The organism is Priestia sp. P5 (genome assembly GCF_029522155.1).
GTDB classification, from domain to species: Bacteria; Bacillota; Bacilli; order Bacillales; family Bacillaceae_H; genus Priestia; species Priestia megaterium_E.
Genome location: NZ_JAKWFJ010000001.1, coordinates 992315 through 1012491, shown reverse-complemented (window position 1 = coordinate 1012491; position 20177 = coordinate 992315). Strand labels below are relative to the sequence as shown.

Sequence of the window (20177 nt, the reverse complement as noted above, 5' to 3'; positions counted from 1 at the left end):
TACCGGGTAAAAGCGATCATTGTTTATTTTTTCAGAGTCTACATACTTCCCTACTAAGTTCGTAAATCCCTGCTATGTAACCATATTATGTCTTAATTTCCACCGTTAGTATACTGAAAAATCATGAGCTCCACAACAAAAAGGGCTGAGAAACTCTCAAGCCCCTTATCTTTATAAGTTGTTCCTCTACTTATTAGCTATTACTGTTTCCAAAAAGTTAGCATATGAATGATGGCTGTCACCACTTCTACTCCTTGAAACGCCAGTAAACCTGCTGCTGCCGCTGTAAACAATCCGACTACCGCTTCTTTAAAAATGAATGGCATTGATACCAGCTCCTTTGCTTATTTAAAATAAGTAGATTTGTTATCATTCTACTCCTTTTTTCAGAATTTTCAATACCATTTTGTCAATGAAATAAAATAAAAGCGCTTTCACTTTATAGGAAATAAAGTGAAAGCGCTTTTTAAGCTTCCTTTTCTAATGCATTGAGCGCAAGTGAATATTCTAATCCTTTCCCTTTTTGCACAACGTGCTGCACTTTTCCCATGTTGCATGCTTCTTGCGCACTAACAGTCATACCGTTTGTTAACTTGAGCTGCACAGGTTCTTCCGCAATTCGTACGTCGCATGCTAAAGCTAACTCATACCCTCCGCCAAACGTAAAGTTTGTAAGAAGCGCAATCGTTTGTTTGGCACTGCATGAAATACGCTGAAAAATCGCTCGAGCTGCTACTGCATGAATCGGCTGATAAAGCCTTCCTGTTTCTTCTCGTAGGAAAGAGGTTGTTCTATGATCTCCGTTCATTTTATAGTACTCTCCCATGAATACAATAGATCCAACCGACGAATCGTGCTGCAGCTCATTCATCGTTTCTTGCAGCTCATACATAACTTCGCTGTTCAAACGATTAAGCATCGACTGATTCATTCGTATAACCGCCACATGATTTATTTTTTCTACTTTGATAAATCTTTTCATCGTTCCTCCGCCCTTTCCCCTGTCGTCCTTTATAAATAAAGCGCTTTCAAAATATTTCGCTTTTTAATAGAAAAGTTATTTTCATAGTTTCATCATACAACAAACTCATAATTATTTCCATTACTTTTTTAATTTTCCGTCAATAATCCCATGAATCATTTCCATGTTTTTATCAAATAAGACGTGCTATAGTATAAACAGCACAAATGCAGCTGAACTCACTGATAAAAGGAGTAATCACTATGAAATACGACTTAACAAAATGGGAGCCTCACGGCTATTCTTGCCCTGTGGAAGCAGCCGTTGATGTAGTCGGAGGCAAATGGAAAAGCGTCATTTTATATCAATTATCTAAGGAACGCCGGCGCTTTAATGAACTGCGCAGACTCATTCCTGGCGTAACGCAGCGAATGCTCACGCTGCAGCTTCGCGAACTCGAGCGCGACGGAATTATCCACCGCGAAGTCTATAAACAAGTTCCGCCTAAAGTAGAATATTATTTAACGCCTTTTGGAGAAACTCTCATCCCTATTATCGAGCTGATGTTTCAATGGGGATATAATCATACCGATAAAATTGCTGAAGCGAGAATTCAGGCAGAAAAAGAGTAAAAAGCACGCAAAGCGTGCTTTTTTTATACATGTTTTCGAATCAATAATTCTTTTAACCCATACACAAATGTGCTTTCAATCGGCTTTAACTCAAATGACGGGCTCCAGTCCATATGCGGATAGCGGTCAATCAGTTCAGCCAGCATAACTTTTGCTTCTATTCGAGCAAGCGGTGCTCCTAAGCAAAAATGAATCCCTCTTCCAAATGCCATATGGATATTTGGCTTTCGATCGATTTGAAATACATCCGGGTCTTCAAAGTACTGGGCATCTCGGTGCGCGGATCCCATCCATGGAACGACGTGTTCGCCCGCTTTTAGGTTCTTGCCTGCAAGAGTCACATCTTCTTTTACGATTCGGTGAAGAGCCTGAACGGGTGAACGATAGCGAAGAACTTCTTCAATCGCAGAAGGTAAAAGTTCTTTTTCTCGTTTGAGTCGTTCAAAAGAAGCTTTATCTTCCATTAAACAATAAATCGTATTTGAAATTAAGTTCGTGGTTGTTTCGTTGCCTGCAATCAGCAGCAAAATGGAAAACCCGACGATTTCTTCATCCGTTAGCTGCTTCCCTTCTTCTTTTGCCTGAAGAAGCACGGAGATAATATCATCCCCTGGATGCGTGCGTTTTTCTTCAATGATTTTATAAAAATAAGTTTCGAGCTCATCATTTGCTTTCATTTTATCTTGCTGCAATTTTTCGAGCGTTTCGCGTTCATTATTCGACGGACCCGCTACGATAATATCCGACCAATCTTTAAACTGACGCTGATCTTCTATCGGCACGCCTAAAATATCGGCAATTACCATAACCGGAAGCGGATAGGAAAGATGCTCGACTATATCAATATCTTCAAGATGCTCAACTTCTTGTAATAATTCGTGTGTAATACGCGCAATTTTAGGCTCCCATGCTTTCATTGCTTTAGGCGTAAAAGCCTTATTAACAAGCGCTCTCATTTCAGCATGCTTAGGCGGATCAATATTAATTAGGCTCGTTCCTAGAGCAGTTTGTCTTTGGTTTTGTGGAGGTCTTCGATCAGAAGAAAAAATATTCTTTTGTTCTAGCACTTCTTTGACCCCGTCATAGTGAAAAACATCCCATACCTGCCTTTCTTCATCCCATTGCACAGGCGCGCTGTTTCTCATCTCTTCATACCATGAAAAAGGATTAAAGCGCTCTTCTTTTGATTGAATTGTATTCACTTGACGGACAATTCCGTTTTCTCTTTCGGTTTTCATGTTAAAACCTCCCCGTATCGTTCAAATAGAATGACTATGTAGTCATCTATGACCAAATAGTACCATATATACGAATTTTCTTAAAAATGATAGCTGTATATTTTAGTAAAAATGAATCGATAGAAGGATATTTTTTACCAAAAAGGGTAGGCGCATAGCGCCTACCTTTTTAAGAATAATGTTTTTCTGGTTTTTGTAATCGGTTGTCTAACGCGTACGCGCCGCTTCCTGCTAGAATCATATGAAGCGAAACGACAAAAAGGGCAACCTCAAGCTCATAGCCGCCTGTAAAACCAGCACCGCTTTTCGCTGTAAAAATAGCGCCAATCATCACAATCGCAAACAAGACACCGATTAAACGCGTTTGAAATCCAAGAATCATAGCGGCTCCCCCTACGAATTCAATAACCGCAACCGCATAAGCGAAAAACGCAGGAATGCCCATGCTGTGGAAAAAACCGACCGTATTATCAATACCGCTTTGGAATTTGCCAAGGCCATGAATAAAAAACGTTAGCCCTAACATAAGACGAAGTAAAAACGTTCCAAGCTGATAGCTTTTCATTTCTTTTCCTCCTTTTTTACTTTTGTCTGCACATGTAACAATTTTAGTTACAACTGTGAACAAATTCAAGGGGTTAGAACAGAAAAACAAGATATCAGCAAATTTCTTTATCTCATTTTAAACGTTTCTTTTGGAAGTAAGGCAATACTCCCTGCTCAGTCGCGCTGAAGATACGATAGAAATGCAAAAATATGATCCTGAATAATGAGTTCTGCCGTAGGAGAATGGCTCTTTAATGATAGGTGTTCAGAATATCGAAATCGGTTAAATTTATTTACATCAACATGGTGAACGGCCTGCACATGAAAATCTTCTATTATCGCTTTTACTTGGGCAAGAGGCGGTATTACAAGAGACTGGAGTCCAATTTTTTGCAGGCACTCTCTGCTTATAGCATGAGGAACAGCTGTCATCGAGCTCATTAATAAATCTTTTCTTCCTACCGTCTCATTTAACACGTACTTCCACCCCTGCACAACATGCGTGAGCTTCGCTTCATCTTCACATACGTTTAAAGCTACATCAACGCCGCTCGCTACCGCTGAAGCAAACGGATACAACTCTTGAGCTGAAAGAACAAAATCCCCGTCTATAAAGAGAAGTATATCTCCCGTTGCTGCAAGGGCCCCCGCAGCTCTTCCGCAATCATGCCCTAAGCGCTTATCATAGACGAGGGTTTTGACACCCATTTCTTTGGCATACGCCTCCGACTGATCAGTGGAACCGTTAATCACGACAATGATTTCTAACGGCTCAAGTTTTCTTGCTTCTGCAATCACTTGTTTGATTGTTTGTTCTTCGTTGCAAACCGGAACAATAACAGACAGCTGTTTGCCTCCATAAAAAGAAGATAATTTCCCCCAGCCGTGCTCCACAACTGGAATGGGATGCGCAAGCATATCCACTCGCTTTTTAAGATTTGACTCCAGCGTATAGTATGTTTGAAGAAGCTGCTGATAGGATTGAATTCGCTCTTTGCTGCGCAGCGGGCGATCAAACGGACGAAAGCTTCCTTTCCCCTGTGTTTCAATCGACATAGACATGCTTACTCGGTGCTGTGTTAAAAATGTCACAAATAAAGAAAGAGGAGGCAGCTCCCAGTAGTTTTTCAACACGCTTAACTGTACCCCGTAAGGCGCTTTTAAATAAGCGTTGGCACGATGAGGCTTCCCAATCGCATGATGTAAAACCGTACTCCACGTCAGCTCGCTCCGGTTAAAAGCATTCATTTTCGTTTTTCCCCACTTGTTTAGTACCACATCGCTATATTCAAATAACAGCGGCTGAACAAAACGCTCAAGCTCGGAAGCCGAAAGAACAATATCTCCGTCTACAAATAAGACGGCATCTCCTTTGGCAGTCTTTGCTCCTTCCATTCTCGCTTCATGTGGAGACATACGCTTTTCTATTACTTTTACCGTGCACCCCTCTTCTTTCGCTATCTTCACTGAAGCATCCGTACAGCCATTTGCGACCACAATAATCTCAAGCACGTTCACTTTTTTAATTTGCTTAAGCACGTTTTTTAACATTTCTTCCTCATTGTAAACGGGCAGAACGACAGAAAGAGTTTTCATTGATATCCCCCTAAAAAAAGAACCACTGAACAATTCAGCGGCTTCATTCATTTAAAATACCTCTTGTATCCACAACTTTTTTTGCGTATTTTACAATCGACCAATCGATTTGACTGTGATCGGTTAACACAAGTACAACATCGCTTTTTTCAACTTCTTCTTTTGTCAGCGGGACAGATAAATACGTTTGTTTATTTAATATAGCGGAGTCAATGTAAGGGTCATGATACGTCAGCTCATATCCTTTTACTAAAAGACCTTCACATACCGTCAGCGCCGGTGATTCACGCATATCATTTACGTCTTTTTTATACGCCATGCCTACAACAAACACGTGTTTCTCATTTGCTGCCAGCTGCTTTTCAACACGTCTAATTACTTTATTTGGCATTTCTTCATTAATATGATGAGCAGCTTCAATAAGTTCGCTCGTTAACCCATTTTGCTTTAGTTTCCATAAAAAATAAAGCGGATCAACGGGTATGCAGTGTCCTCCAATTCCGGGACCTGGATAATACGGTGTGAACCCAAACGGCTTAGTAGATGCCGCCTGTAAGACCTCATGAAAATCAATCCCTAATTCTTCGCACAGTTCATTTGTTTCATTCACCAACGAAATATTGACAAGGCGCTGAATGTTTTCAAACAGCTTGCACATTTCCGCTACTTTTGGAGAAGAAACAGGTACGACTTGCTGAAAAATACTTTCATAAAACGTCTGCACGTGATAAAGGCAGTCTTTGCTGTAGCCGCTAATCACTTTTGGAATATACTCAATGTCGTACGACTTGTTTGCTGGATCGACTCGCTCTGGAGAGTAAGCTAAATAAAAATCAACTCCCGCTTGCAAATCAGACTCCTTTAAAATAGGTAAAACGACTTCTTCAAGCGTGCCTGGATAGGTAGAGCTTTCATAAATAACGGTTTGTCCTTTTACCATATGTTCTTTCAAAAATGTAGATGCGCTAATAACGGGTCCTAGGTCTGGGTTATGATTCTCTGTAATAGGAGTTGGCACGGTCACCACTACATAATCGCATGCTTGAAATGCGGAAATACCTTTTTTCAGTTCATATGCTTGAAAGTTTTTCTCACTTTGAATCACATCATTACGTACATCTGGAATATAGCTTTTCCCTTGTTTTAGCGCTTCAATTTTCCGGACGTCAATATCAAGTCCAATCACGGTGTAGTTTTTCTTAGCAAACAAAAGAGCAAGCGGCAGTCCCACATACCCTAGACCAATAACGGCAACTCTTTTATTCATTCTTCAACACCTCAAACAAAAGATCATGTCTTCGTATGTCAGGAAGAAATTCGCCTCTTTCACTAGTTTGGCCAATATAATATGCAAGGGCCTCAACATAATCTCCTAAAATGCGCTGCGTTGATGCCGCCAAACCTTTGACTTTCATGTGCTCCTTTCGAATCCGATTTGTCCGCGCCACATCTACAAAATGAACAGGCTGAACCGTAAAGCCGTACATGATACTTTTTAATTGAAATAAAGGCGGAATAATAAGAGATTCGTAGCCCACTTTCTCCATTACATCCCGTTTAATTGCATGCGGAATCGCCGTCGTTGTATTAATCGTTAAATCAGGACGTTTGCAAACAAGATTAAGGAAATATTTCGCCGCACTTACCGAGTGAATAGGATGCACTTCGTCAAGCAGACACTCTAAATTATTAAGCACTACATCAATTCCTTGATCAGCAGCTTCTAAATACGGACGTAAATTTTCCGCAGAAATAACAATATCTCCGTCTATGAACAAGCAAACTTCACCGCTGCTGTACATCGCACCGATTGCTCGAGGTACATTATGCCCAAGCCGCTGCTTGTAATGAAGAACAGTAGCTCCGGCTTCATTAGCTCGCTTAACCGTTACTTCATCGGCTCCGTTGGCAACCACTATGACCTCTTCCACTCCGGCTTTTTTTACTTCTTTAATCACGCTTGAAATCGTTTCTTTTTCTTCCCCTACCGGGATAACAGCGCTGTACTTAACGCCTGCTTTCCGTTTTACATTTGGTGTATAAGCTGAAACAACTTCTCGATTTCGATCGCCGTCTGTTAGTCCGCCTCTTATTCCTTTTTCTTCGATAAGATGAGCTAACGCTTTAATGTGATCTCCAATAATATAAGTAGTGGAAATAGGAAAAGGGGAATGGGTGGGAATGGTTTTATGAGTGTTTCGAATTTTGTTTGTATAAATAACGTCTGAAGAATACGGTGCAACAATTGACATTCCTTTTAAAAGAGCAATCGTTTGAGCGAGGGGGGGATGAGCTAAATTCTCATATCCAATTTCAGCAGCCGATGTTTTTTTTATGGCATGAGGAATGGCTGTTAATGCTTGAACGGATAAATCTTCACGCTGCAAGCATAAGTTCAGCATGTATTTTGCAATAGAAACAGAATGAGGACGCACCTTGCGTTTCATAATCCACGTAAGGTCGTTTAATGCTATATCATGACCGATTTCTATAGCTTGCGTATATTTTATTAGCTCTTGATGAGGAACCGCGATATCTCCGTCCAAAAAAAGCAAAATTTCTCCTTTTGCTTTTTTAGCCCCAATGGCTCTTCCAATATTAATGCCAAGAGCTTCCTCATAATAAATGACGCGGCAGCCTGCATCCTCGGCAATTGCCTTAGTTCCATCACTAGCTCCATTTACGACGGCAATAATCTCAAACGGCTTTATTTTTTGAACTTCTTTAATTACAGGTAATAATGAATCTGCTTCGTTACAGGCTGGAATAATCACTGATATTTTCAAACTTACTCAACTCCGCTGAAAATTCGAACATAGGTGATGGCTACCTGTGGAATGGTTACGTCCGTTGGCTCACCATATGAGCTTGATGTACGCACAACAGCCGCTGCGTCCGTAACAGCAAGCAGTGTTCCATTAATAATGTCAATAGCTGTGATAATTTGCACAAATGAGCCGACATTTTCTCGTAATGCATGTTGAAACATACTTTTCTCTCCTTTCGTTTAAGCGCTTTGAATAGTAACAATGCTTGTAAATGGAAGTAATACCATTGATGTTGAAGACTCTAATAATTCTAAATAATCACCTCCTACAAACGTCACAACACCTTCGAGTGAACCAGCCGTTGTTTCAATCACAACTTCTTGTCCGATATACTGCTCGGCAATTTCTCTAAAAGGTGATTCTTGAGATTCTTTAATAATACTTATTACATATTCTTTAAACGTGTCAGAATAAACGACTTCTTCTACTGCTTTTTTTATGTTTTCCTGAATAAATTCAGCAAATTGATTTGAAAACAACAGGTGTTTTATCTTTTCTATATAGCGACGGTAACAACAAAAAAACATAAAGTTTGTTCCTCCTTTTTATACTGCTATCCCTTCAAATTACCTATAACCATTGACGTAACTTAAGAGATCACTTTACCAATATATACAAGCTGTATCATAAAGGTGACAGAACTTTTATCATATTTTTATACAACTACGCACATGACCAGCCCGTTTTGCATAAGATTATTTCCTACTTCCTTCTCCCTAATGAAACCCAAACTCAAAAAAAAGACAAAGCTCTTAAGCTTTGCCTTTTTTATCTATTAAATGATAAATCAGTTGGCTGCAATACGCTTTGCTCCTATATAGCGCTCTTTCCAATAGCTTGAATTTTTATCGCTAATTGTAACGCCTTTAGAAGACGATGCGTTAATAAATTTTCCGTCTCCAAGATAAATGCCTGCATGAGAAGGGCCTTCTTTGTACGTTTCAAAGAACACAAGATCTCCTACCTGCGGTTCACTTACATTTTCACCTGCTTTATAGATATCTTCAACCGTTCTGGGAATATCAACGCCTACACTTTCTTTATATACATACTGAAGATATCCGCTGCAGTCAAATCCTGAAGGTGTAGTGCCGCCCCATTTGTACGGCGTGCCCATTAAAGATTTTGCTTTGCTGATTACTTTATCCGTATTCACTTCTGATTCGCCTTCTACAACGCCGCCTTTACCTAATGCATTGTATGTATTCTCTCCAACAACTCCATCTGCTTCTAGGTTGTGTTTCTCTTGAAAAGCCATAACCGCTTTTTTTGTTTCATAATTAAAATAACGCGATACTTCGCCTTTTAAAAATCCTTTATCTTTTAACACCGTTTTAACTTGTTCAACATCATCATTTGTCATCCCTTGTTTTAAAACCGTGTCGCCAAACGCAGCGTGTCCCATTGCCGGACTTGCAAATAAAGCTCCTCCTACAAGAAGCGCCGATAGCATTTTTTTCATTTCGTTTCCTCCCCGAATCATGTTTTAAGCACCGTACAACCATACCATCTGCGGATAACAATTCAATTAATAGAAGATAACAATTTGATAACAATCTTCTTAAACAGCCTCAACTCTTGGATGTAAAACGCCGAAATATAAGAAGAAGAGAAAACAACTATTCTAGCAAATAAAGGTGATAAACATGAATTGGTTTAAACGAAACAAAGCGCACGCCGAAGCAGCGGCTGTCGAATCCATCACTGTAAAGCTTCATGTATCGGACCCGATGATAAAAAAGCAGATTAACATGATTTCCTTAACAGCAGAGGATCTCGAACGGATTGCCAGATTTCAAGTTCACGCGCTGAATGCCATCGAAGAGATCGTGAACGATTTTTACAAAGCTATTGGCGAACAGGCCCATTTGGTTGCGATTATCGAAAAGCACAGCAGCGTCCATGCATTAAAACAAACGTTAAAACGGCATATTTTAGAAATGTTTGATGGACAAATAGACGATGCTTTTGTGGCAAAACGTCAAAAAATTTCCAAGATGCACGTTAAAATTGGACTTGAGCCAAACTGGTATTTGTGCGCATTTCAAAATTTATTTACTTCGCTTCTTTCAGTGTGTGAACGTGCGATGGAATCAAAAGAAGAATGTCTGGCTTTTATTGCAAGTATGAGAAAGCTTATTAGTCTAGAACAGCAAATTGTATTAAAAGCCTATGAGCTTGAATATGACGAGCAGCGCGCTGGACTTCAGACTCAAAAAGAGAAAATTCAGCTAGAAATCTCGCGTACATCATCTATCCTTTCTTCGTTATCTGAAGAAACGAAGACGTTTATGAATCAAATGCACAGTCAGTCTTCTGACGTCGTTTCTTATGCAAACAAAAGCTCTGAACTAGCAGAAGTCATTGAGAAAGAATCTGTTACAAGTCAAGCAAAATTAAAAGAAGAACAAAACATGCTTGGAAGCATACAAAAAAATACGTCGCTCATTCAAAACAAAATGAAAACGCTCGAACATACATCACAGCAAATTCATCAAATTGTTTCGATTGTTACTTCTATTGCTGAGCAAACGAATTTACTAGCATTAAACGCTTCAATTGAGTCTGCTCGAGCGGGCGAGCATGGAAAAGGATTTGCAGTGGTGGCACAGGAAGTACGGAAGCTTGCAGAAGAAACGAAGAAATCTATTGCCAATATTTCCACTTTTATCGGAGACATTCAAAAACAAATCGAAAGCGTCTCGGCATTAGGCGAAGAAGTCGCTACATTAACAAAAGATACGGCTGACAATATGAACAACATTACTTCTTTTTTCACGAACGTTCTTAGCATAACAACCGAGAACAAACAGCAAACCGTTCTAACAAAAAAAGAGCTTGAAAAAATAGCTGACGTAATGAAGCAGCTGTCTCTGCGAATTGAGAAGATGGCCCATTCCTCGGAAGAACTTGAACGGTTAACTGAAAAAAATTGATATGCAAAAAAGCCTTCTCAGCTTGCACAAGAAGGCTTTTTTATTTTTTTAAGCTAGCGGGCTCTTGAGAAGAACGTTCGATAAACTGGACAAAATCCTCTCCGTATATGCTTCGAATCAGAGCCGTCAGTTCCACAAAGTCAGGCAGCTCTCCGTAAACATCTCGCAGCGGCATCGCTCCTTGAAACAAAGGATTTTCAAGAGGGTTATAATCCTCAAGCGTTTTTAAAAACATCTTTTTGCCTTCTTCTGTGAGCTGTACGTATGTATTCCGCTTATCTTTCTCATTTTTAGAAAGGGTAAGATAGCCTCGCAAGTGCAATTTTTTTGCAAAGTTAAAAGCTGTGGATAAATGCATGACGCCTAGCTTTGAAATGTCGGTCATCGACGCAATTTCCAGCTGATAAGCAATCCCCAAAATGTGATGCTCATTAATGCTCAGATCGTACGGCTTAACCCACTGCTCCCAATCCTTTTCAGTAGACTTCCAAAGAGCTTTGCTTACTTGCATCACAAGCTGATTAAACAGCATGGCATCTTTAATTGTATCTTGATTTAACGTGCGTTTCACCTCTTCACTTCCTCTCTAGAAATGCAACCGATCACATCATTTTCTCCTAAGACTTTATAAACAAAAAGAATGAAAATATATACAAAATATTATACATGATTGCTTATATATTTCAACTTATTTTGCATAAAAATAAATTTTAACGTTTCTTTATGTAAAAAACAGGCGTGAACATTCAGCGTCCACGCCTGTTTTTTAATGAATATACCGTTTACCAACCAGAAGGTTTGAAATAACGTCCGTTGGAATTTCAAACTCAACGTTTCCCATATATCCTGGGGCGACTTTGTATTTATCAAATACAATTCTAAGCTTATGATCTTTTGTAATGTAGAAGGTTTGATTTTCAGCAATCTCTTTAAAAGGATCCATATCTTCTTCAGTCAGCCAGTAGATTTTGCCTTCTTCATGTTTCATTTGATCTTTCATTTGCTGTTTAATATTTTCACTAATGACCTCTATATAGCTTTTATCTTTGAACAAACTTGGAAGCGTAACGAGCACTTCGTGTTTTTTATCAATCGTGTCGTACTGATTGACGCTCGACGTTGAAGCTCTCGATTGTTCCACATATCGATGAACCACAAGCAAATCATCGGTATCCGTCATAATATCATAGCCGCTGCTGACAGCCACGTTTCCTTTCTCTCCTTTTTGTAATGTTTTCATTTCTTTTTTAAACTGTTCATACAGCTGCTCGTTTTCTTTTATATACTTTTCATTCAAGCTTGTTTGAAGACCTTTGTTTTCCAAGCCTGAAATCGATGGTGTTTTCACGTCAATACGAGAATGCTTTTCTTCTTGCTTTAGTTCATCAAATGTGATCACTTCTACTACTTTTCCAAGCACAGGAATTTTTGCCATTGCATTTGCCGCGTCTGGACTCACATTCACCGTTGTGATAAAAATCATCGCTGCTGCCGCAATTGCGCTCGGCCAAATATAGGATTTCTTTTTACGAGGATGTGAAGAAAGTGCCTTTGCAACAACATCATCTAATTCCTCTGGAATAGGAATGTCATGATACTGCTTCTTTAACTTTTCTATTTTTTCATTCATTGTTCTAAGTCCTCCTCCGTCATAGTAATCCGCAACAGGTTCAACGCTCTGTATAGCCTTGTCTTGACCGTATTTACATTTTCCTCAATGATTTCCGCAATTTCGTCCATTTTTAAATCTTCGAAAAAACGCAGAATAATAATGGTTTTATATTTAAGCGGCAGCTGATCCATTGCTTGCTTTAAATCGATATCTTCATACTGATCTTCACGTCCGCTGCTCAAGTACTCAAGCGCTTCATCTTCCATAAGCGTTAAACGTTTATGCTTGCGCAGGAAATCGATTGCTGTTCGTACAACAATTTTATAAAGCCAGCTTTTAATCGATTGAATATCCTTGATACTGTCCATTGAAATGAGTGCTTTTTTAATCGATTCTTGCACAATATCAAGCGCATCTTCTTGATTTTTTACATAGCTGAAAGCAAGCCGGTAAAAATCCGCTTTATGCTCGGTTACGCACGCTACGAGCACCTGATGTGCATCATGTTTTTTCATCGTCTTTCATACCCTTCTATTTTCTCTTGCTGAAGTACATCTATAAGGTAGACGGAATGAGTAGAAAAATAGTTTGGTTTTTTTTAAAAAAAGTAAAACTAAATGATGGTCTCATGCGTCTATTAGGTAGATATATACAAAAAGGGGAATATTACTACATGAAAACCATGGGCTACAAACGTATTTTGACACTGCTTGGATGCTGTATTTTGTTTCTTGGTACAGCAGGGTATATCGTCAAAGCAAACAGTACAGAGAAAAAAACGGCAAATATTCAAACAGATCAAACCTATCCAAACGTTGAAATTCAAACACTAGTTAAAGACCTTACCGACGGAGGCTATGCCATTAGCTACCCTTCCTTTGGTAAAAAAGAAATCGATCAATCCATTCAAGCTTACGTAACAGATCAAGTGGCACACTATGAAAAAAAGCTGAAGAAGCAGTCAAAAAAGAAAAAATCTGAATTAACGATTACATACAAAATCGTCCATTACAGCAAGCAAACGCTAAGCGTTGTCTTTGATGAATATGAATCTGTAAATGGAGAGAAAGGAACTTCTTCTCTCAAAACCTTTACCTTCGACCTGCCTGCTCAAAAACAAATGACATTAAAGGATTTATTTAAAGAAGATGCAAACTATTTAGATCGCCTGTCGGCTATTTCATATGCTGAATTAAAAAAACAAATGAAAACAGCTGATTTTGACCCGGACCTTCAAAAAGGAACTCAGGCAGCTAATCAAAATTTCAGTCAGTTTGCGCTGCTTGAAAACAGTATTGTGATTTATTTTAAGCCTTATCAGCTAGGTACTGAACAAACGAAAACCAAAACAATCGCTATCCAAAAAGATTTATTTAAAGACATGCTGAGCGATGCTTACAAAGACGAAGCAGCAAATAAAAATAAAGTCAAAGAAACGCCTCCAAAACATATCGTTAACGAAATGCCGCAGCAAGGAGCGCCTATTGATCCAACTAAAAAAGTCGTTGCGATGACCTTTGATGATGGACCTAACCCTTCATCTACCAATGTGATTTTAGATGGATTAAAAGAAGTGAACGGGCACGCTACCTTTTTTGTGTTAGGGAGCCGCGTTCAATATTATCCTGAAACAATCGAACGTATGGTCAAGGAAGGCAACGAAGTGGGAAATCACTCTTGGGATCATCCTCAGCTCACACGTTTGAACGAAGCTCAGGTCAAACACCAAATAGGCGATACCCAAGCGCTCATTAAACAAGTGAGCGGCTATGAACCACTGCATGTACGCCCTCCTTATGGAGCCGTGAACGCAAATGTAAGACGTTATATCGGAAATGTTGGCGTGACTCTATGGGATATCGACCCCGAAGACTGGAAATATCGAAACGTTCCTCACTCCGTTCAAGCAGTTATGAGCCAAGTCGGAGACGGAAAAGTTATTTTAATGCATGATATTTATCAAACAAGTGCCGAAGCAGCGGTTGAAATTATGAAGCAGCTTCACACACAAGGGTATCAGCTTGTTACGATTTCACAGCTAGAACAAGTAAAAAAAGAGCGGGAGCACCTGCATTTGCAGTAGCAGACGAACGCGCTGCAGCCATTAGGATGGCTGCAGCGCGTTTGTTTTTTTCATGCGATGTTTAATAAATGCTATACAGAGCAGCGTAAACGGAATCACTACGTGAAAAGGGATAAAAAGCAACACCGGCATAATCGTTAGCCCTTCTTTTAAATGCTCTTGAAAATTACTTGCAATCGTCAAAGAAAAAAATAAAATCACCGTGCCCACAGGATATGTCAGCGCAGAAGGTCGTTTCACCTTAAACAGTGTGGAAAGTCCAACAATCACGGCGTAAAAAAAGACGCTGATTTTAACAAATCCTCCGATGACTAATGCAATCATAAAAAACACGTCCAGCCGTTCTAAAAAATCAGCTACCCTAATGCTCTCTACCGTACTTAAAAGCGGAAAGACTGACCTGTTAGTCAATCCTATCCCTAATACACTAACATTAATCGCCATTGTAATTGCTAAATTAATGCCGCTTAACACAATGCCGCAAAGGCCTACAAGCTTTACTTTTTTAGGATCTTTTACATATGGAAAAATCATCGTAAACACAACAGCTTCTCCGTACGGAATATACAGAGTCTGAGTAGCCACCGTTTTCAAAACCGGCCAAATCCCATCTCCAAGTATCGGTTTTAAAGAGGTAAAATCAATTAAGCCTGAAACAAAAATAAGCACAAATCCTGCTACAGCCAAGATATACATCAAAATAAACATTAGCTCTCCTGCCCGAGCCACTACTTCAAGTCCTTTGTGCACGGTATAAATAATCAACAGCATCAGCATCGCGTTCACCACAAACAAAGGGCTGTCGGGATAGCCAAATGTCAGCAGCATTTCTCCAAAATCACGAAGTACGCGAGCGGCAGCATATGAGAAATGGAGCAAATATAAAAAGGCCAGTACGGACCCCAAGACTTTCCCTAACAGTTTTTGCATATATTCCGTAGGTAACATAGTAGGGTAGTATCTATACAGGCCGTAGTAAATAAGGTAAAGCAACAAGCTCCCAAACATACCGAGTAAAATAGCAAGCCAGGCGTCTTGTTTTGCATCCATTGCAAGCGGAATGAGCAATGCGCTTCCATGTTCAAAAAGGACGATTAAAATAAAAAACTGCACAGAGCTAATTTTCACTTTTTCCACTCATTGCTCCCTCCTGTTTACTGTCGTTGTTTTACCGCATCAGACATAAACGACTTGTTTCGCAAGCCTGCTCGTCTTACATACGCTTCTACTTTCACATCCATCTCCACTTCAGGAAAATACACATCGCTCCACTCGTGCTGAAGCCTTTTCCACTGCCTCGGATAATTTTCGTGCACGACTTCTCCAAATCCCACAACATCCGTCTGTTTTTTTTGAGCAAAAGCAAACGCTTCTTTTATTTCGTTTTCAATCGCTGCTTCTATTTTTTTTTCAATATTAAGAATCACAAATGGATTTTTAATATCTACAGGTACTTCCATTTCACCAATATCTCCTTCTACCCTAGTTCTTACAATCATCTTTGGTTTGCCATTCACCATATTTGCACTCACGTTTGTTCGCTGACGGACGACTTGATAAGCAATAGCTTTCTTTTTATCTTTCCATGAAATATTCACATCTGTTCCCTGCACTTTATCCCGCAGCCACATCACGCCTCGCGCTTTTTTTCCATATAAAAATGTAATCAGCCTGCCATCTTTAAACATGCCGAGTCCTTCTGCACGAAGAGTCGATTCAGGAGCAGTTTGCTGAAGATTTTGCAGCGTTTGGGCTTTTTGAGCGCTACCTCTTATTCCAAACCCTGACATCAGCGCTTGACTTCCAGGAGATTCGAGGTTTTTCATAACTTCTTGAGCCGATACTTTCATATGTTCTCCCCACTTTTGTTCGGTGAGCTCCAGCGTTTTAAGGACTTTATTAGCTGGAATTTTATCAATTGGCGTAAGAGATTTTACAAAGCTGGAGGCTTTTACGCCGTTTGCAATGACCATATCAGATGTAATTCGAAATTCCGGATCTCGGTCAATGGCATCAATAATGACATCAATGCCTTCCGTTCTCGCTAGACTTTCTCCGATAACAATTAAGTTTGTATGAGCGTAGTACAGTCTTCTTGATACCGTGCTCGATGCTCTTCTGCTTGCTTCCACTAAGTTTGCTCCTTTTGCTCCGTATACAGAAACAGACGGACTTTGTGTACCTCCGCCGCCTCCTTGAAGACCGCCGGCTACGTTGCCTGGATTAATAATTTGCAGCGTGATTTGATACTGACCATCTTTTGTTTTATCAATTCCCATCGCTGCGACAATCGCTAAATCGGTTAATTCCTTACTGCTCCAGCAGCTTGAAAGAAAGCAAATCGTAAACGCCATTACTGTACATAAGAGCCCTTTACGCATCATTTTGATCGCCTTCTTTCACAGTAGTGTTTGCCATTCCTCGGCTTTTAGGAGGCATCGGCCGCTGATCGTCTCCTTCTCTCACCATATTTCCACTGCTAATAAGCCTTGGTCTTTGTCTAAGCATCCACCACGGCATGCGAACAATGGTATCACCTGAGTTGCTCGGAATAAACGGAGCAAGAGGCGTCATATATGGAACGCCAAATGAACGCAGACTGCAGAGATGAACAATCATCATTAAAAAGCACAGAATAATGCCATAAAACCCAAAAGTAGCTGCTGCAATCATAAAAACAAAACGAATGAGCCGTGCGGAAATCGCAATGGCAAAAGAAGGTGTAGCAAAGCTTGCAATCGCCGTCATCGCCACAACAATAACCATTGCTGGAGATACAATCCCCGCTTGAACCGATGCTTGCCCAATCACGAGCGCTCCTACAATTGAAACTGCAGAACCGATCGCCCTTGGAAGTCGAATACCGGCTTCTCGCAAAATTTCAAATGTGACTTCCATAATAAGCGCTTCAACCAAGGAAGGAAATGGAACATCTTCCCGCTGTGCAGCAATGGCAATGAGCAGCTTCGTCGGAACCATTTCCTGATGAAAAGTTGTGATCGCTACATACGTAGCCGGTGCAATTAGTGAAATAAAAAAAATAAGAATGCGTAAAAAACGAATCGACGTTGCAATATCAAAGCGCGAATAATAATCTTCAGGAGACTGAAAAAACTGAATGAAGACAGCCGGTGCAATCAGCACAAATGGCGTTCCGTCTACAAAAATCGCAATACGCCCTTCTAACAAATTTCCTGCAACGATATCGGGACGCTCCGTGTGATACATCGTAGGAAAAGTAGTGTACGTTTGGTCTTCAATAAGCTGCTCCACATAGCCTGATTCTAAGATGCTATCGATATTAATTTGGTTAAGACGCTGCTTTACTTCTTTTACGATTTTGTCATTGGCAATTCCATTAATGTACATCATTGAAACGTCTGTCTGCGTTACTTTCCCAATTTTCATCGTTTCTACCCATAAGTCGGGCGATTTGATAATTCGCCTAACCATGGGCATGTTTTTAGCAATCGATTCCGTGAACCCTTCCTTCGAACCCCGAACGACAAGCTGTGTAGTAGGCTCTTGAATCGAACGCCACTCTCCGCCTTTCGTACCTGCACTCATTGCATGGTTGTTTCCATCTATCAAAATAAGCGTGTCTCCTGACATCAAGGCTGGAAAAACTTCACTCCACGTATGTAAAATCGCAACGTCTCCAATTCCTACTACATCTTCTTTTAATAACGTAAAGGCGTTTTGAGGCGTTATTGGTTCAGAAAACACGTCATCTTTCATCATGGTGTCTACTAAAAGCTCTTGAATAGACTGATTGTCTACAATCCCGTCTATATAGATAACAGCTGCTTGAATGGCTGCCCGTTCCCCGATTTTTATATAGCGGATCACCATATCCGAGCTGTTCCCCGTTCGCTTTTTTATGTTGGCTATATTACCTTCAAGCGACTGCATCAGCAGTTCTTGTTCCTCCGGTAGCGAACTTTCTGTTTCCTTTTTATTGTCTTTGCTTTTTTTATTTTTAAATAAAGAAGGCACGATTAAAAACACCTTTCTTTTCTTTTTTTTAGCTTTTTCCAAATAAATGCTTTGTATGCAATTTTTAATAGAGCAATCAAAGCGTAAGACAAAAAAAATAACAAAAACTATCGGTAGAATGTTTTTAAGAAAAAAAACAAAAACGGAGAGTGAGACGTATGAAAATCGTTTGGATATCAGCTTTGCTATTAGGATGCTTAATGGGATTTTCTATCGGAGTGGATATGATGCAAGGATTTAGTTTTTCCATGGCCTTACAAAATGCCTACAGTCCGTTTCGTGTTATGGAGTTCGCCGAATTATTTGTTCTTTTTTTCCTTTTATTCTGTTTTGTAGCTGAAATATTTTACCGATCATACAGAGTAAAAAAGGCAAAACAGCGCCAGAGATAAAACTCTGCGAAAAACACATATTTCTCCTTTTTACCACCTATTCTCCTTCTCATTTAAATGTTATAATTTTCATAATTGGAAAAACTTTTACACGCCTTTCTACATAGAAAGCTGTACGTTTAAACTACAAAATAAACATTGACTTTGAACTAAAAGGTGAAGAAATGATGAAAAAAAAATTAGCCGTTATTAGTACAGCTTGCTTACTTATTCTTGCAAGTGATCCCATCCCTTCTTATGCTACTCCCGATTCCCCGGATTCCTCTTCCGATGTTTTGGACCAGTCAACAGACGTGGATACAACTGAAGATGTAAAAGCTATTTTTGACTCTCTCTATCAAGAAGGCTATTCGCTTGGAGAAGAAGATGGGTACGCACAGAAAAAATTCGAACAGTTTGATCAAACAACAGGGCTGGACAAATCTTCAGAAGAATTCACGTGGTTTATGATGGGGTATACGGTAGGATATAAAAAAGGTCAGCAGCAAAAAGAGGAAGAACTTAAGACTGAACAAGAAAATGAAATGGCTGCCGGCGAAGAGGAAGGCTATCAGCAAGGCGTCCTTGATTACAAACATGCTACTATTCAATCAGAAATCGACCCTTTCCCTTCTAAGTCATCCGACTGGAATAAAGGTTATGTTCAAGGCTACAAAAAAGCTATTTCTTTAATGGACTTATCTGTTAAAGCAAAAAAAGAAGGCTATGACCAAGGTCTTGAAAATGATTCAATGAGTGTTCCGAGCATGTATGATGATGAGGATGTCACACGTCAGGCTTTTACAGAAGGCTTTGAAACCGCTCAAGCCGAAGTGCTGAAGCAGCAAAAAAAGCAGTTTGAAAAGCAGGGCTACGTACAAGGTTATCACGACCTTCCACTCGAAGTACCTGCAGAAGCAGAAGGCGAATTGCAAACAGCCTTTGAGCAAGGATATGAAAAAGGACAGAAACAAAAACAAAAAGACGTAAAAGCAGACGGATACGACTCAGCTTTCACTTATCAGACCTATAGAGCGCCTAAAAGTCTTCAGGACAAGCCTCAACTAGAAAAATGGTACAAAGCAGGTTTTTATTCGAATAAAGATGTGAAATCTTTACAGCAAAAAGCTTATAAAGACGGCTGGAAACTCGGAAAAGAAATGAGCGTTCCGAAAAAATACAAGCAAAATAAAGCTGCGGTGGCAATGTACAAGAAATATTTTGAACAAGGCCAAAAAAAGCAGGATAAAACAGTAAGTCATATCCTGCTCGGCAGCGGTATTGTTCTTACACTGGTTGCCCTTATCACGCTATGGAGACTTCGCCGCCGTAAAAATGAAGAAACAACACTAGATAGCTAAAGACAAGTACATAAAAA

General features: G+C 39.8%; 21 protein-coding genes. 5 read left to right on the top strand and 16 right to left on the bottom strand.

The window, feature by feature from the left end; all coding sequences use genetic code 11:
- Positions 1-200: 200 nt before the first annotated feature.
- Together MMB69_RS05165 and MMB69_RS05160 are read right to left on the bottom strand one after the other, a co-directional pair.
- On the bottom strand, positions 201-326 hold the full coding sequence (locus tag MMB69_RS05165; RefSeq protein WP_014458690.1) for a hypothetical protein: 126 nt from the start codon (positions 324-326) through the stop codon (positions 201-203).
- A 140-nt stretch (positions 327-466) separates the two neighbouring features.
- Positions 467-982: an enoyl-CoA hydratase/isomerase family protein gene (locus tag MMB69_RS05160; protein ID WP_221783682.1), complete on the bottom strand. Its 516-nt coding sequence runs from the start codon at positions 980-982 to the stop codon at positions 467-469.
- 242 nt (positions 983-1224) lie between these two features.
- Between MMB69_RS05160 and MMB69_RS05155 the strand changes: the two genes are divergently transcribed.
- Entirely contained in the window at positions 1225-1593 is a 369-nt protein-coding gene (locus MMB69_RS05155) for a winged helix-turn-helix transcriptional regulator (RefSeq protein WP_014458688.1), read from the top strand.
- Between the two features lie 23 nt (positions 1594-1616).
- Here the strand turns inward: MMB69_RS05155 and MMB69_RS05150 are convergent, their stop codons facing one another.
- The 8 genes from MMB69_RS05150 to MMB69_RS05115 all read right to left on the bottom strand — a co-directional run bounded on the left by MMB69_RS05150 (position 1617) and on the right by MMB69_RS05115 (position 9263).
- On the bottom strand, positions 1617-2831 hold the full coding sequence (locus MMB69_RS05150) for a cytochrome P450 (protein WP_277447284.1): 1215 nt from the start codon (positions 2829-2831) through the stop codon (positions 1617-1619).
- Positions 2832-3000: 169 nt separating this feature from the next.
- Positions 3001-3396, bottom strand: a complete 396-nt coding sequence (locus MMB69_RS05145; RefSeq protein ID WP_277447283.1) for a DoxX family protein — start codon at positions 3394-3396, stop codon at positions 3001-3003.
- Between the two features lie 155 nt (positions 3397-3551).
- Positions 3552-4973, bottom strand: coding sequence for a glycosyltransferase family 2 protein (locus tag MMB69_RS05140; protein WP_221783677.1), 1422 nt, complete (start codon positions 4971-4973; stop codon positions 3552-3554).
- A 43-nt stretch (positions 4974-5016) separates the two neighbouring features.
- Positions 5017-6240, bottom strand: coding sequence for a nucleotide sugar dehydrogenase (locus MMB69_RS05135; protein ID WP_221783675.1), 1224 nt, complete (start codon positions 6238-6240; stop codon positions 5017-5019).
- Positions 6233-7759 (bottom strand): glycosyltransferase family 2 protein, encoded by a 1527-nt coding sequence (locus MMB69_RS05130; RefSeq protein WP_221812530.1) that lies wholly within the window; start codon positions 7757-7759, stop codon positions 6233-6235. The genes MMB69_RS05135 and MMB69_RS05130 overlap by 8 nt, the downstream gene beginning before the upstream one ends.
- Positions 7760-7761: 2 nt before the next feature.
- Positions 7762-7962, bottom strand: coding sequence for a hypothetical protein (locus tag MMB69_RS05125; RefSeq protein ID WP_221812531.1), 201 nt, complete (start codon positions 7960-7962; stop codon positions 7762-7764).
- An 18-nt stretch (positions 7963-7980) separates the two neighbouring features.
- Entirely contained in the window at positions 7981-8328 is a 348-nt protein-coding gene (locus tag MMB69_RS05120) for a DUF2642 domain-containing protein (protein ID WP_221783669.1), read from the bottom strand.
- 260 nt (positions 8329-8588) lie between these two features.
- Entirely contained in the window at positions 8589-9263 is a 675-nt protein-coding gene (locus tag MMB69_RS05115; protein ID WP_043978437.1) for a C40 family peptidase, read from the bottom strand.
- Positions 9264-9447: 184 nt separating this feature from the next.
- On the opposite strand from MMB69_RS05115, the gene MMB69_RS05110 reads away from it, so the two are divergent.
- Positions 9448-10737 carry a globin-coupled sensor protein gene (locus MMB69_RS05110; protein ID WP_277447282.1) on the top strand — a complete coding sequence of 430 codons (1290 nt, stop codon included), beginning with the start codon at positions 9448-9450 and terminating at the stop codon, positions 10735-10737.
- 40 nt (positions 10738-10777) lie between these two features.
- On the opposite strand, the gene MMB69_RS05105 is transcribed toward MMB69_RS05110, so the two are convergent.
- The 3 genes from MMB69_RS05105 to MMB69_RS05095 all read right to left on the bottom strand — a co-directional run bounded on the left by MMB69_RS05105 (position 10778) and on the right by MMB69_RS05095 (position 12864).
- Positions 10778-11308 carry an HTH-type transcriptional regulator Hpr gene (locus tag MMB69_RS05105; protein ID WP_013058578.1) on the bottom strand — a complete coding sequence of 177 codons (531 nt, stop codon included), beginning with the start codon at positions 11306-11308 and terminating at the stop codon, positions 10778-10780.
- 195 nt (positions 11309-11503) lie between these two features.
- Positions 11504-12367 (bottom strand): anti-sigma-V factor RsiV, encoded by an 864-nt coding sequence (rsiV, locus tag MMB69_RS05100; RefSeq protein ID WP_277447281.1) that lies wholly within the window; start codon positions 12365-12367, stop codon positions 11504-11506.
- Positions 12364-12864, bottom strand: a complete 501-nt coding sequence (locus MMB69_RS05095) for an RNA polymerase sigma factor (RefSeq protein ID WP_221783662.1) — start codon at positions 12862-12864, stop codon at positions 12364-12366. Before MMB69_RS05095 ends, rsiV begins: the two co-directional genes overlap by 4 nt.
- Before the next feature lie 158 nt (positions 12865-13022).
- Here MMB69_RS05095 and MMB69_RS05090 point away from each other — a divergent pair, with 158 nt between their 5' ends.
- The gene (locus MMB69_RS05090; protein WP_221783661.1) at positions 13023-14432 is read left to right on the top strand and encodes a polysaccharide deacetylase family protein; all 1410 of its coding nucleotides are present in this window, start codon (positions 13023-13025) and stop codon (positions 14430-14432) included.
- A gap of 21 nt (positions 14433-14453) precedes the next feature.
- Here MMB69_RS05090 and MMB69_RS05085 read toward each other — a convergent pair whose 3' ends face one another.
- The 3 genes from MMB69_RS05085 to MMB69_RS05075 are packed head-to-tail and all read right to left on the bottom strand — an operon-like array spanning position 14454 to position 18428.
- Complete coding sequence (locus MMB69_RS05085; RefSeq protein WP_221783659.1) at positions 14454-15569, bottom strand: GerAB/ArcD/ProY family transporter; 1116 nt, start codon at positions 15567-15569, stop codon at positions 14454-14456.
- A 17-nt stretch (positions 15570-15586) separates the two neighbouring features.
- Positions 15587-16816 carry a Ger(x)C family spore germination protein gene (locus MMB69_RS05080; protein WP_277447280.1) on the bottom strand — a complete coding sequence of 410 codons (1230 nt, stop codon included), beginning with the start codon at positions 16814-16816 and terminating at the stop codon, positions 15587-15589.
- Entirely contained in the window at positions 16806-18428 is a 1623-nt protein-coding gene (locus tag MMB69_RS05075; protein WP_264408466.1) for a spore germination protein, read from the bottom strand. The genes MMB69_RS05080 and MMB69_RS05075 overlap by 11 nt, the downstream gene beginning before the upstream one ends.
- A gap of 158 nt (positions 18429-18586) precedes the next feature.
- Here MMB69_RS05075 and MMB69_RS05070 point away from each other — a divergent pair, with 158 nt between their 5' ends.
- Positions 18587-18820 (top strand): YczF family membrane protein, encoded by a 234-nt coding sequence (locus MMB69_RS05070; protein ID WP_050689902.1) that lies wholly within the window; start codon positions 18587-18589, stop codon positions 18818-18820.
- A gap of 167 nt (positions 18821-18987) precedes the next feature.
- Positions 18988-20160 carry a hypothetical protein gene (locus tag MMB69_RS05065; protein WP_269870260.1) on the top strand — a complete coding sequence of 391 codons (1173 nt, stop codon included), beginning with the start codon at positions 18988-18990 and terminating at the stop codon, positions 20158-20160.
- The last annotated feature ends 17 nt before the right edge of the window (positions 20161-20177 follow it).

What these genes read in the sequence shown, in the direction of transcription:
- MMB69_RS05120 (WP_221783669.1), bottom strand. Translation starts at nt 8,328, where the DNA reads ATGTTTTTTTGTTGTTACCGTCGCTATATAGAAAAGATAAAACACCTG.
- MMB69_RS05125 (WP_221812531.1), bottom strand. Translation starts at nt 7,962, where the DNA reads ATGTTTCAACATGCATTACGAGAAAATGTCGGCTCATTTGTGCAAATT.
- MMB69_RS05110 (WP_277447282.1), top strand. Translation starts at nt 9,448, where the DNA reads ATGAATTGGTTTAAACGAAACAAAGCGCACGCCGAAGCAGCGGCTGTC.
- MMB69_RS05070 (WP_050689902.1), top strand. Translation starts at nt 18,587, where the DNA reads ATGAAAATCGTTTGGATATCAGCTTTGCTATTAGGATGCTTAATGGGA.
- MMB69_RS05160 (WP_221783682.1), bottom strand. Translation starts at nt 982, where the DNA reads ATGAAAAGATTTATCAAAGTAGAAAAAATAAATCATGTGGCGGTTATA.
- MMB69_RS05090 (WP_221783661.1), top strand. Translation starts at nt 13,023, where the DNA reads ATGAAAACCATGGGCTACAAACGTATTTTGACACTGCTTGGATGCTGT.
- MMB69_RS05140 (WP_221783677.1), bottom strand. Translation starts at nt 4,973, where the DNA reads ATGAAAACTCTTTCTGTCGTTCTGCCCGTTTACAATGAGGAAGAAATG.
- MMB69_RS05135 (WP_221783675.1), bottom strand. Translation starts at nt 6,240, where the DNA reads ATGAATAAAAGAGTTGCCGTTATTGGTCTAGGGTATGTGGGACTGCCG.
- MMB69_RS05155 (WP_014458688.1), top strand. Translation starts at nt 1,225, where the DNA reads ATGAAATACGACTTAACAAAATGGGAGCCTCACGGCTATTCTTGCCCT.
- MMB69_RS05145 (WP_277447283.1), bottom strand. Translation starts at nt 3,396, where the DNA reads ATGAAAAGCTATCAGCTTGGAACGTTTTTACTTCGTCTTATGTTAGGG.
- MMB69_RS05095 (WP_221783662.1), bottom strand. Translation starts at nt 12,864, where the DNA reads ATGAAAAAACATGATGCACATCAGGTGCTCGTAGCGTGCGTAACCGAG.
- MMB69_RS05080 (WP_277447280.1), bottom strand. Translation starts at nt 16,816, where the DNA reads ATGATGCGTAAAGGGCTCTTATGTACAGTAATGGCGTTTACGATTTGC.
- MMB69_RS05115 (WP_043978437.1), bottom strand. Translation starts at nt 9,263, where the DNA reads ATGAAAAAAATGCTATCGGCGCTTCTTGTAGGAGGAGCTTTATTTGCA.
- MMB69_RS05165 (WP_014458690.1), bottom strand. Translation starts at nt 326, where the DNA reads ATGCCATTCATTTTTAAAGAAGCGGTAGTCGGATTGTTTACAGCGGCA.
- rsiV (WP_277447281.1), bottom strand. Translation starts at nt 12,367, where the DNA reads ATGAATGAAAAAATAGAAAAGTTAAAGAAGCAGTATCATGACATTCCT.
- MMB69_RS05065 (WP_269870260.1), top strand. Translation starts at nt 18,988, where the DNA reads ATGAAAAAAAAATTAGCCGTTATTAGTACAGCTTGCTTACTTATTCTT.
- MMB69_RS05150 (WP_277447284.1), bottom strand. Translation starts at nt 2,831, where the DNA reads ATGAAAACCGAAAGAGAAAACGGAATTGTCCGTCAAGTGAATACAATT.